The sequence below is a fragment of the Bacillus sp. MRMR6 genome (genome assembly GCF_001940785.1).
GTDB lineage: Bacteria > Bacillota > Bacilli > Bacillales > Cytobacillaceae > Neobacillus.
Genome location: NZ_MSLS01000033.1, coordinates 25,667 through 38,369, shown reverse-complemented (window position 1 = coordinate 38,369; position 12,703 = coordinate 25,667). Strand labels below are relative to the sequence as shown.

Genomic DNA, 12,703 nt, shown 5'->3' with positions numbered 1-12,703 from the left:
ACGGTAGTAGTTTAAACCGGTGGGGGACTGGCCCTTTTTCCTTGAGCAATTTATTTTGATTTCAAGCTATTTGAAGCTAAGATATATTTTGTGTCAAAGTGGAAATCTTTTTATCAAGCTCTGACGAGAAGGAATGGCTTCTTAGGAAGAAACGAATACTAGAGCGTGCAAATCTATCACGTAAAAGGAAGTGCTGTTCATGCGTGCGGTTGTCATCAATGAATATGGTAGTAAGAATGGGTTAGTGGAGCAGGAGCTACCGAAACCAGAAATAAAACCAAACCAAGTACTTGTTGCGGTTTATGCAACTTCCATTAATCCGATTGATTGGAAGCTTCGTGCGGGTTACTTGAAGCAGATGCTAGATTGGACATTCCCTATTATCCTAGGCTGGGATGTTGCTGGTAAGATCGTTGAAGTTGGAAGTGAAGTGACGGATTTTCAGGTCGGGGATGAAGTTTTTGCGCGACCGGATACAACCGCGGAAGGTACTTATGCGGAATTTACGACTGTGGATGAGGAATTGCTTGCGAAAAAGCCTAGCAACCTGACATTTGAAGAGGCTGCCTCTATTCCATTAGCAGGTTTAACCGCTTGGCAGTGTCTAGTAGATCATACAAAAGTCAAGCAAGGAGATAAAGTACTCATCCATGCTGGAGCTGGTGGTGTAGGAAGCTTGGCCATTCAAATGGCAAAACATTTGGGTGCCTATGTCGCGACAACAGCGAGTGAAAAAAATGAAGCATATGTAAAAGAGCTAGGTGCAGATGAATTCATTAATTACCGCACACAACAATTTGAGGAAGTATTAAGTGATTATGATGTGGTGATTGATACAATGGGCGGCGACATTTTAAATAAAAGCTTCCGGGTATTAAAGCCTGGTGGCAGACTAGTAACGATTGCCGGACAACCCGATCAAGCATTAGCAGAAAAACATCAAGTAACGGCAAGCTCCTATTGGTTAACGCCAAATGGTAAACAGCTAGGTGAACTAGGGGAGTTACTTGAGAAAGGAATACTTAAGCCTCAAGTGGGTAGTGTATTTGATTTCTCAGCAGAAGAATTACAAAAAGCACATGAATTAAGTGAGACACATCATGCCAAAGGGAAAATTGTCATTAAAGTTAAATAATCTGCACACAGTCGGTTATGGCGGTACCAGAGGTCCTCTTTGATTACCGTAAACAGCGAATTATGGCTAGCATGGGCATCAGAGGCCCTCTTTGGTTACCGTAAACAGCGAATTACGGCTAGCACGGGCATCAGAGGCCCTCTTTGGTTACCGTAAACAGCAAATTATGGCTAGCACGGGCATCAGAGGCCCTCTTTGGTTACCGTAAACAGCGAATTACGACTAGCACGGGCATCAGAGGCCCTCTTTGGTTACCGTAAACAGCCAATTATGGCTAGCATGGGCATCAGAGGCCCTCTTTGGTTACCGTAAACAGCGAATTATGGCTAGCATGGGCATCAGAGGCCCTCTTTGATTACCCTAAACAGCGAATTACGGCTAGCAGGGGCATCAGAGGTCCTCATTGGTTACCGTAAACAGCGAATTACGGCTAGCATGGGCATCAGAGGTCCTCTTTGGTTACCGTAAACAGCGAATTATGGCAAGCATGGGCATCAGAGGTCCTCTTTGATTACCGTAAACAGCGAATTATGGCTAGCACGGGCATCAGAGGTCCTCTTTGGTTACCGTAAACAGCGAATTACGGCTAGCACGGGCATCAGAGGCCCTCATTGGTTACCGTAAACAGCGAATTATGGCTAGCATGGGCATCAGAGGTCCTCTTTGATTACCGTAAACAGCGAATTATGGCTAGCACGGGCATCAGAGGTCCTCTTTGATTACCGTAAACAGCGAATTACGGCTAGCACGGGCATCAGAGGTCCTCTTTGATTACCGTAAACAGCAAATTATGGCAAGCACGGGCATCAGAGGTCCTCTTTGGTTACCGTAAACAGCGAATTATGGCTAGCATGGGCATCAGAGGAAGTCAAGTCCATATTATTGTGTAAAAGTGTCAACAATGATTTTCAACTTTATTGGAAAATTTGTATAGTGAGCTACAATTATTTCGAATTTGCATTTGAGGGGCGGGCAGGATGGCCTGGAGGGCAAGCCAGGTGTTGTAAAACTCCTGGCTTCCTGGCTTTAAATCATGCCCGCTGGAGGCTCAATGTTAATTCGAAATTAGGCATTTCTACTCCGAATGATTAGAGTTATTTCCCTTTCTATTATATAAGTGTTGCTTGTCCAACTTTCTTCGATATCCATTAAAACTGAACCAATTATTCTGACTGCTGATTGGTCATTGGTGAAGATCCGGATTACCTTTTCTCTTCAGTGAATTTCTTGTTTACTTTCGTGACATCCGATAGTATTTTCGTGCAAGAGATTTGTCTTCCCTAATTGCGTATAAGGATGCTTACTGATATGGATCGCACAGGTACTGCAGAATAAGTTGAAAGCTCTTTGCAAAAAGCATACTATTTGTATAGGAGCTTTGAGTCCTTTAGAAGCGGAGCTGGATACTGGTCGTTGTACTGGACCTCATCCAAATGAATGTACATTGAGAATGAAGGAGGAATGGATTGTGAAAATGGAACATGTGGGAATAATGGTTAAAAACATGGACGAGTCTTTAGCGTTCTATCAGAACATTCTCGGTTTAGAATTGAGGAATAGAGAATGGTTAAATGAATCTGTTGAGCTTGCCTTTCTTTTTTTTCCAGAGCAGCCGAGTGTAGAGATTGAGCTAGTGTATGGCGTCCTTGTTGAAAACGAAGGAATCGTGAACCACTTGGCCTTTACGGTTGAGAACATCGAAACTGAACTCGTGCGATTAAAAGAAGCGGGAGTTACATTAATAGATGAAGAACCTCAAACTGTTTTAAAGGGTACAGTTAAAATCGCCTTTTTCTATGGTCCGAATGGGGAGAAGCTGGAATTGGTAGAAAGATAAGTAAACATTGATAGAAGAGAGCGATAATGTAAATGTGCCAGGCACCAACCAAGTAATGGGGAAGTGCCTGGCACATTTTTTGTTTTTACTCCATGTTTCAGCTTTTTCATTTTGTTCCAAAATTCAACTGTACCATTTTAGTGCAGGATGTTATAGAATGATGGTATAACAAATGTGAACATTTTGTGAACAAATAGGAGGTGTTTGTGATTACTAAAATCCTTATTGTGGAAGATGAAACAAGAATAAGCAGTTTATTGAAGCTTTATCTGGAAAGAGAATCATTTATTGTTGACGTAGCCGAAGACGGAGAAGTTGGGTCTAAAATGGCATTAACGAATGAATATGATTTGTTCGTTCTCGATGTTTTGCTTCCTAATAAAAATGGGTATATCATTCTCGAAGAAATTCGAGCTGTTAAGAATACACCAGTGGTTATGCTGTCGGCCCAAAATGAAAAATTTGATCAAAAAAAGAGGGATGGTCTCGGAGCAACGGATTTTATTCCCAAACCATTTAGTTTTACGGATACCGTTCAGCGTATTAAGGAAATTATTGAAGAGAGTCGATATAAGAATAGAGCTGTTCAGTAAAGTCAACGAATTTGAAGCAATAAGGGTCAGTCCCCGACACCGGTAGTGCTTTAAACCAGTGGGGGACTGATAGAAAGAGAACCGTGCTAGGCACCATCCAAAATATTGGATGGTGCCTAGCACTTTTATTTAGTTAAAGAATCAGTAAATAACTCCTGTTAATGGGAACAGTGCTAAAGGCAATTGATTGGAATTTAATAGCGGCTTCAGTTAATATATAAAAGTGCATTTCTAACGATAGGCTTATAAAAAGTTTTTTTATAAGGCTGTTTTCGCAACGATTGGTGTTAAATTCTTAAGGCCGATTTTACCGTAGAAATAGTCACTTTGCGCCTTTGAATTTAGTTTGTATGCTCTTTTCTCACTAAAGTTATGCGACTTTCCTAGAAAACTCAGTACAACCCTTCATTTATTGTTACAAATAGCAACAAAGTTTAAGAAAAGAGCCATTAATAAAGAACGGGGGATGAAGGTTTGGCATTTACAAGTAAACAGTCGACGATTGTGGTGCTGCTTCTTGCAGGGACGTTTATTGCTATCTTAAATCAAACATTGATGATCACAGCAATCCCTCCAATAATGGAAGAAATGAACGTATCAGCTAACAGTGCACAATGGCTTACAACTGTTTTTATGCTGGTCAACGGGATTATGATTCCGATTAGTGCTTTTTTATTAGCGCGGTTTACCACGAGGCAATTGTTTATATCGGCTATGAGTGTTTTTGCGGTTGGTACATTGGTGGGGGCAATGGCTCCCAATTTTGAAATCTTATTACTAGGCAGGGTTATTCAATCTTCTGGAGCAGGTGTCATGCTTCCCTTGATGCAAACAGTATTTTTATTAATTTTTCCTAGGAATAAGCGTGGAGCAGCAATGGGCTTGGTCGGTCTGGTCATTTCCTTTGCACCGGCAATTGGGCCAGCATTGTCAGGATGGGTAACAGCGCATTTTTCATGGAGAGTGTTGTTTATTATCATTTTGCCAATTGTGCTTATCGATATTCTGATCGCTTTCTTTGCTTTAAAAAATGTAACAGAGGTTTCGAAACCAAAAGTTGATGTTGTTTCGATTATTTTATCGTCATTTGGTTTCGGGGGACTGCTTTATGGATTCACAAGTGCTGGAAATTATGGCTGGTCAAACCCGATTACCCTTGTATCAATCGGAATTGGCGTAATATCATTAGCGTTGTTTATTACTAGGCAGTTACGATTAAAAAATCCAATGCTGGAATTTAGAGTATTTAAGTTTTCCGTCTTTCCGTTTGCGATCATCATTGGGATGATTAGCTTTATGGGATTAATTGGGGCAGAGACAATTATTCCACTATTTATGCAAAATATGCGGGGATTCACAGCATTCGAGGCCGGTCTGGCACTATTACCTGGTGCGCTTATTAGCGGTTTAATGGCCCCGATTGTAGGGCGGGTATTTGATAGAATCGGTGCAAGATGGTTAGTGATCATCGGCTTAACGATAATGACCGCTGCTTCATTTGCCTTTACCACTTTAGGTCCGTCTACTACGATGACATTTATTACAGTCTTATACGGGGTTAGAATGTTAGGTCTTTCAATGGTCATGATGCCGGTCGCAACAGCCGCATTAAACCAGTTACCAAAACGGTTACTTTCACATGGAGCTGCTATGGATAATACGATGAAAATGATTGCTGCCTCGGTTGGAACCGCCATTCTAGTTACGGTTATGACGACAACCGCTGAAACAGCAAAACAGCGTCCGGACATTTCTTATCCGGATATGTATGGAGCGAATATAGCGTTTATGGTGGTTTCGATACTTTCGTTGGTAGGTCTAATCTTGTCCTTTTTTATTTCAAAAGACCGCCAGTCAGAAAGTGAAATGGAAGGGACTGGACAAAGGAAGGTTAAAGTCAAATTGCAGGAGTAATCCAACAACAGGCTGAAGTACGTTGAAAGAAATAACGTGCCCGGCACCTTCCAATTTATTGGATTGTGCCGGGCACTTTTATTATTAAAACTCAATCTTCTCCAAATAAAGGCCTCCTGGCTCCGCAGGAAAACCCGCTTGGTTTCGTTCTTTTGAATCTAAAATGCTTGGTATACTCTCAGCATTTATTTTACCCAACCCAACTTCTATCAACGTTCCGACAATCTTTCTCACCATATTATAAAGAAATCCGTTACCTCGCACTCTAATTTGAATGAAGCCGGCTATTTCTTCGATATCGAAAGAATAAATTTCACGGACCATAGACTTTTTCTTAGATTTAGCATTTGAAAAAGTAGTAAAATCATGTTCACCGATAAAATATTGACATGCTTTTTTCATGTTTACGATATTCAGCTTTTCTTCAACATGCATGCTGTACTTTCGCATGAAAGGATTTGTATGACTCTCGTTCCAGATTTTATAGATATAGGTTTTATCTTTGGCATTATACCGGGCATGAAATCGTTCAGGAACTAACCCAACCTCTGTTACGCTGATATCATTGGGTAGGTATTTATTCAAATAGTTTTTGATTTCAGATTCAGTCATATTCCCACTGAACTTAAAATTGGCTATTTGAGCAAAAGCATGTACACCTGCATCCGTTCTGCTGGATCCAATGATTTCGATTTCCTTCCCTGCCATCTCTGACAATACATTTTCGATTTTTCCTTGAATGGAACTTTCTCCTTCACCTAGCCGCTGCCATCCCTTATAGCGTCCTCCATCATATTGAATAGTTAATTTATAGTTGTTCATTGTTTTGCTCCTTATTAGAGAAATTTATCATGTGTGTTTCTTTCCATTGTTATAAAAGCGCCACCCAGAAATTGTCGATGTCTGTTCAAACTTTGAGTGATGGTAATTATGTAATGCTTCGTTTTAGTTACATCTCTTTCATTATAACTTAGTGAATTCTGTTAGTAAAAAACTCCTATATCACAATGTGAATTGGGAGTGTAGCTATTTCATAATGACCTAACAAGAACCAGTCATGTATTGTATCTATTCGGAATTAAAAGAGATAGAGGATCGATCGCTTATTCGTTATGTTCGGAACTTATTCTTAAGCAGGAAATTCGCACCACTAAGAAACTTTTTATGGACAGGAAGAGATGTTTATCAGTGAAGCAGCTGTAGATGAAGAAGAAAATAATACATGTATACATACGGAACATGGGGAATATGACGATACGTCCTTGCAACAAGCTGTTTATCCAGATAGAGAAAATAATCCAGTAGAGCTACACTAATTATTTCTGTTCTTTTCAATAAAAAGGCTGTCCAGAAAATCAGTTATACTGACGTTCTGGACAGCCCCTTCTTTTCTTTATAGTGCTTTAGTCGTCCATGATTCTACGTTCCAAACCGCTGTTACCACGTCTTGATAAAACTCAGGTTCATGAGAGATCAGAAGAATGCTTCCCTTATACGATTTCAAAGCTCGTTTAAGCTCATTTTTTGCATCTACATCCAAATGGTTGGTAGGCTCATCGAAAACAAGGATATTGCTTTCACGGTTAAGAAGCTTACATAACCTTACTTTCGCTTTCTCGCCACCACTTAAAACCGAAACTTTGCTTTCAATGTGCTTTCTTGTTAACCCACATCTTGCAAGAGCAGCGCGAACTTCTCCTTGGCTTAAATGAGGGAACTCATTCCAAACCTCTTCGATACATGTGTTTGGATTCGCCGTTTTCACTTCTTGTTCAAAATAACCAATAGATTGGTGTTCACCGCGTTCAACTTCACCTGAAAGAGCTTCTATTTCTCCAAGAATACTTCGAAGGAGGGTGGTTTTCCCGATACCGTTTGCTCCAACCAATGCCACCTTTTGTCCGCGTTCCATATATAGATTTAACGGTTTTGAGAGTGGTTCTTCGTAACCAATCACTAATTCTTTTGTTTCAAAAATCGTTTTTCCAGAGGTTCTTGCTGCTTTAAAATTGAAATCAGGCTTTGGTCGTTCATGTCCAACTTCAATAATCTCCATTTTATCAAGTTTTTTCTGTCTCGACATGGCCAGATTACTAGTAGATGCCCTTGCTTTATTACGTGCTACAAAATCCTTTAAATTAGAAATTTCTGCTTGTTGTCTCTTAAAAGCTGCTTCTACTTGTAGTTTTTTTGCTTCGTATATAGTAAGGAAATTATTATAATCGCCAACATAGCGATTTAATTCTTGATTTTCTAAGTGGTAGATGACATTCACAACACTATTAAGAAATGGGATGTCATGAGATATTAATAAAAATGCATTTTCGTATTCTTGCAGGTAACGTCGTAACCATTCAATGTGCTGTTCGTCCAAATAGTTAGTAGGCTCATCTAGTAAAAGGATATCTGGCTTCTCAAGTAAAAGCTTGGCCAATAAAACCTTTGTTCTTTGCCCACCACTTAAATCATGAACATCTTTTTCCAAACCAACATCATCAAGACCAAGTCCGCGTGCCACTTCTTCTACTTTGGCATCAATAACATAGAAATCATTATTTGTTAATATATCCTGTAATGTACCAACTTCATCTAACATCTTTTCCATATCTTCAGGTGTTACGTCAGCCATTTTCCCGTAAATCGTATTAATATTCGTTTCAACATCGAAGAGATATTGAAATGCCGTTTTTAGTACGTCACGAATGGTCATTCCTTTTTGTAAAACAGCATGCTGGTCGAGATAACCGATCCGTTGATTCCTCGCCCACTCAACTTTTCCATCATCTGGCTGAAGCTGTCCAGTAATGATATTCATAAACGTTGACTTACCTTCACCGTTCGCACCAACCAAAGCGATGTGTTCTCCTTTTAACAAGCGGAAGGAAACGTTGTTGAAAATAGCACGTTCTCCAAATCCGTGACTCAGGTCTTTAACAGTTAGTATACTCATCTATTTCACACTCATTTCATTTTAATTGTCATCTTATTAAGGGAAAAATATATTTAAATTCATTCACTTGTTTTTTGTTCACGAATAATAAAATATAACACGAATCATTCGTCAATGGAATGGTTCGTACTTCCAATTTTAAAAAACGACTAATAAAACAGCACATTGCTTAAAAGGTTCGATTTGCACTTTTCACTAATAACTGTTATTCTGAATAAGAATTATTTTTGTTTGTTCGTTAAGAAATGGTAAGTGAGTTAACTTTCTGTCTTGAAGATTTAAGCAAGGATAGTAATACATTGTGTGCATTGCACACTAGGAGGAAACACAAATGGAACAAGGTAAAGTAAAATGGTTTAACGCAGAAAAAGGTTTTGGATTTATCGAACGCGAAGCAGGAGACGATGTATTCGTACACTTCTCAGCGATCCAAAGCGAAGGTTTCAAATCTTTAGACGAAGGTCAAGCAGTTACTTTTGAAGTAGAACAAGGCCAACGTGGACCTCAAGCTACTAACGTTCGTAAAGCATAATAAGAACCAAAATATAAAAAGACTCTCTTGCAGAGTCTTTTTTTTATGCAAAAATAAAACAAAAACCCTACTCACGTAAGAGTAGGGCGGAGTCACAACAATAGTAAAGAAAATGGTAGACAAAGTATAACATACATACCAAGCAATCCCTAATCCTTTTTCTGGAAATTTTAATATAAGTGAATAACCTTCGTTTAGTGAGGTTGAAGAAGCCGTCCCTCTGTTTACGAAACTTTCTGGCTGCTCAATCGTATAACATGTGATGTGATGATTTTCTCAGGAAAGAAAGGAAGTTGATGATGAAGAAGACTATTATGATTTTTATAGTGTTATCAACCATGCTGTTGAGTGCTTGTTCGTTTTTGAATGAGGTAAATGATAGTGTTGATTACGTGAATCAAGCAACGGAGCATATTATTGCACTATCCGACTTTGCCAATGAGGCTCCACAATTGCTGCAGGAAGCTGCTCTAGATGAAGCAAAACAACAAGAGCTTGAAGACAAACTGTTTGAAGTAAAAGCAAGTATTGAAGAGTTCATAGCCACGAAAGATATACCAGCAGTGGCAAAGGACATCCATCAGGAACTTGTTGCAAAGAATGAGGAGCTACTAGCTCAAATTAATCAAGTCGTAGTAGATGGCCACGTCGTCCTAAATAAAATACAAGATTCAGAAATCTTATCAACCATCGAAAACGTACAAGGAATACTCTCAAGATTGGAGAAACTAGGGTTGTAAACAAAGGGAGGTTCTCTGCGTTTCTGAAGCAGAAAAAACGTCCCACTTTTTTTATTCGTTATGGAGTTGTAGCCTGAAGAACTTGCACAGAGTGTTGTGTTCGTTATTAATCAACCTTTGGGAGTCCGTGCTACAGGTGAGCAATATACCTTCTTATCATACCGGAGAAAAAGAGGGCAAAACCTAAAACTCTTGTATTTTTCGAGTAAATTCAGTACACTACGTTTAAATTCATTTTTCGGGGGCTGGTGGAAGCTAGCTGAGATTGCAACTATTCCGTTGCTGACCGTGTAACCTGTTGGATAATGCCAGCGTAGGGAATGTGAGTAGGGAAACTATGAGCACTTTGCGCCAAGCAGAGTGCTCTTTTTGCTTTTTCCGAAAATAATTTATACATAGTGAGAAGTTAAATCCATCCCTTACGATTAACCTAGAACGAGATCAAGAAAGAGGGTATACGAATTGAGACAAGAAATCGTAGACGGTGTTCTTCAATATATTAAAAGTGATGATTCATCAGAAGAAGCATTTAACGATCAAGCACTACAACTGTTCCGATACCAATACACGAATAACACCCCTTATCAAATGTATTGCCGGCAAAAAGGAAAAACACCTAGAATGGTTAAAAGTTGGAAGGATATCCCTGCAGTTCCGATTAATGCATTTAAGGAGCTTACCCTTAGTTGTGAGGACCCTGAAAAAGCAGAAGATGTGTTTATGACTAGTGGTACAACGAAGGGAATTAGGGGGAAGCACTATCATCCAACGCTAGAGGTTTACAACCAATCGATGCTAAAAAATTTTAAAAATCGTTTTATGAAGGGACATAAACAAATAAAAATGGGTATTCTCTTTCCAACCGAAGAGGAAATGCCCAATTCATCTCTATCTCATTATTTAGCACTAGCCTATAAAGAATATGGTACAGGTGATAGTCAATATTTGGTAAATGATCTGGGTTTACAAACCGATTCCTTACTACTCCTACTTGAACACGCCGAGACATCAGGAGATCCACTAGCTTTGCTTGGTGCATCGTTTAGCTTTGTGCACTTGTTTGAGGAATTACAGGACAGAGGAAGATCGTATCAATTGCCTGCCGGTAGTAGAATTCTAGATACTGGTGGATTTAAAAATAAATCAAAAGAGCTTGATTTGGAGACGTTCTATACACAATTATCAACTTTATTGGGTGTTGACAAGTCAGAATGTATTAATATGTATGGAATGACTGAACTTAGTACGCAATTTTATGATGATGGAAACAGTTCGATTCCTTCAGTAAAATCAGGTCCACATTGGATTCGAACCAGAGTAGTAAATCCATTGACAGGACAAGACGTTCCAAAAGGAGAAAAAGGAGTCTTAGTCCATTGTGACTTAGCAAACTTTAATTCTGTGACAACCATTTTAACCGAAGATCTTGGAGTTGAGAAAGAGGAAGGTTTTCAATTATTAGGTAGAGTTCAAGGTTCGGAGGCAAAAGGTTGCTCTATCGCTGTTGATGAATTTATTCGTGCGGCAAAGGGGTCTTCTCAATGATAGAAAAAGCAGGATATCTCCCAATTTCCTTAGAGGGAGAGGTAGAGTATAAAACCCTAACTTTTGAAGGGAAATCAGAAAGGCTTAACGTTCAAGTTCCGCTATTATCACAACAACAGCTTGACACTGTCATAGAAAAGGTAAGACAAGCAAGTTCGGAGATTCTTAAAACACTAACGGTAACTGAACTCCTACAAATCATTGATACGGTAGTAGAGCAACTGCTAGATCGTACAAATCCTTATCGACAAAAGGCGGAAAAACTATTACCTATTGTTACAGGTTATGATAAGGAATTAATTAGGATAGGGCTAACCAACTATTTAAAAACATTCCGCAAACAGAATTTGCAACGATTTTTAGTAGAGGATTTTGGTAACCCCTTACTTCTGGATGATTTTCAGCCAAGAACGAAAAGAGGTTTCTCGAAGGCTGTAGGAGCGAATGTAATTGTGCAAATATGGGCTGGAAATGTTCCGGCTCTCCCACTTTGGAGCCTAATTTCAAGTCTCATGGTAAAATCCGGTACAGTCGGAAAACTACCAAGTGCTGAGCCATTATTTGCTGGTTGGTTTGCTAGCATGATTGTAGAGGCAGAACCTAGGCTTGCTAATTGTTTAGCTGTTATTTGGTGGAAGGGCGGGGATGAAGAAAAGGAACGGCAGCTGTTTCAACGTGCAGATCTTGTTCTAGCATACGGCAGTAACCAATCACTAGAATCGATCAAAAGTCGTATTCCGATTACAACCCGTTTCCTTCCGTTTGGGCATAAGATTAGCTTCGGTATTGTTTCAAAGGTCAGTCTTGACTCTCGAAAAGCACGGAAAACTGTTCGAGACGCTGCATACGATGTGATTCGCTATGATCAGCAAGGTTGTTATTCCCCACACGTGTTTTATGTGCAAAACGGTGGAAATGTAACACCTAGGGAATTTTCTCGATATCTAGCACATGAATTAGAGAGTTTTGAAAAGCGGTATCCGCGCAGAGTTCTTTCCATTGAAGAAGGGGCAAGTATTGCAGAGTGGAGACAAAAAGAAGAATTTAGCATGTTAACAAATTCAGAAAAAGAAGTATTAGGAGAACAAAGTAATTCGTGGACGGTCGTGTTTGGTGGAAACGAAGGCGAACTAACACCAAGCTGTTTAAATAGAGTGATTAAAGTTGTTGAAGTAAACGAGCTTAGTGATATTTTACCCAATATTGAAACCTATCGATCGTACCTCCAAACGGTGGGAATTGCTGCATCACCAAAAGAACTATTCCAATTAGCAGAATCATTAGGAGCTTTGGGAGTTACACGTATTACAAGTCTTGGATATATGACGTCTCCAGAAGCTGGATGGCATCACGACGGACGGTTTAATTTACTAGATTTAGTAAACATGGTTGATCTTGAACATAGTGCAGAGGAGTATGCAGAGGGTCTTGCCCCTTATATAGATTAGGAGATGACA

Annotated in this window: 10 protein-coding genes; 8 read left to right on the top strand and 2 right to left on the bottom strand. The window is 39.5% G+C overall.

Annotated elements, in window-relative coordinates:
* The first annotated feature begins 199 nt into the window (after nucleotides 1–199).
* The 4 genes from BTR25_RS22010 (at nucleotide 200) to BTR25_RS21990 (ending at nucleotide 5,479) form a co-directional block, all read left to right on the top strand.
* A complete protein-coding gene (locus BTR25_RS22010) occupies nucleotides 200–1,135 on the top strand; it encodes an NADP-dependent oxidoreductase (RefSeq protein WP_075690166.1) in 936 nt (311 codons plus the stop codon).
* Between the two features lie 1,474 nt (nucleotides 1,136–2,609).
* Nucleotides 2,610–2,972 carry a VOC family protein gene (locus BTR25_RS22000; protein WP_254842776.1) on the top strand — a complete coding sequence of 121 codons (363 nt, stop codon included), beginning with the start codon at nucleotides 2,610–2,612 and terminating at the stop codon, nucleotides 2,970–2,972.
* A gap of 206 nt (nucleotides 2,973–3,178) precedes the next feature.
* A complete protein-coding gene (locus BTR25_RS21995) occupies nucleotides 3,179–3,565 on the top strand; it encodes a response regulator transcription factor (RefSeq protein ID WP_075690164.1) in 387 nt (128 codons plus the stop codon).
* Between the two features lie 474 nt (nucleotides 3,566–4,039).
* Entirely contained in the window at nucleotides 4,040–5,479 is a 1,440-nt protein-coding gene (locus BTR25_RS21990; RefSeq protein WP_075690163.1) for a DHA2 family efflux MFS transporter permease subunit, read from the top strand.
* An 84-nt stretch (nucleotides 5,480–5,563) separates the two neighbouring features.
* Here the strand turns inward: BTR25_RS21990 and truA are convergent, their stop codons facing one another.
* On the bottom strand, nucleotides 5,564–6,301 hold the full coding sequence (gene truA / locus BTR25_RS21985; protein WP_075690162.1) for a tRNA pseudouridine(38-40) synthase TruA: 738 nt from the start codon (nucleotides 6,299–6,301) through the stop codon (nucleotides 5,564–5,566).
* Between the two features lie 571 nt (nucleotides 6,302–6,872).
* Complete coding sequence (locus BTR25_RS21980; RefSeq protein ID WP_075690161.1) at nucleotides 6,873–8,429, bottom strand: ABC-F family ATP-binding cassette domain-containing protein; 1,557 nt, start codon at nucleotides 8,427–8,429, stop codon at nucleotides 6,873–6,875.
* Between the two features lie 331 nt (nucleotides 8,430–8,760).
* On the opposite strand from BTR25_RS21980, the gene BTR25_RS21975 reads away from it, so the two are divergent.
* The 4 genes from BTR25_RS21975 (at nucleotide 8,761) to BTR25_RS21960 (ending at nucleotide 12,694) form a co-directional block, all read left to right on the top strand.
* Nucleotides 8,761–8,961, top strand: a complete 201-nt coding sequence (locus BTR25_RS21975) for a cold-shock protein (RefSeq protein ID WP_007083691.1) — start codon at nucleotides 8,761–8,763, stop codon at nucleotides 8,959–8,961.
* A 296-nt stretch (nucleotides 8,962–9,257) separates the two neighbouring features.
* Nucleotides 9,258–9,701, top strand: a complete 444-nt coding sequence (locus BTR25_RS21970; RefSeq protein ID WP_139311308.1) for a DUF6376 family protein — start codon at nucleotides 9,258–9,260, stop codon at nucleotides 9,699–9,701.
* A 462-nt stretch (nucleotides 9,702–10,163) separates the two neighbouring features.
* The gene (locus BTR25_RS21965) at nucleotides 10,164–11,246 is read left to right on the top strand and encodes a LuxE/PaaK family acyltransferase (protein ID WP_075690159.1); all 1,083 of its coding nucleotides are present in this window, start codon (nucleotides 10,164–10,166) and stop codon (nucleotides 11,244–11,246) included.
* Nucleotides 11,243–12,694: an acyl-CoA reductase gene (locus tag BTR25_RS21960; RefSeq protein WP_075690158.1), complete on the top strand. Its 1,452-nt coding sequence runs from the start codon at nucleotides 11,243–11,245 to the stop codon at nucleotides 12,692–12,694. The genes BTR25_RS21965 and BTR25_RS21960 overlap by 4 nt, the downstream gene beginning before the upstream one ends.
* The last annotated feature ends 9 nt before the right edge of the window (nucleotides 12,695–12,703 follow it).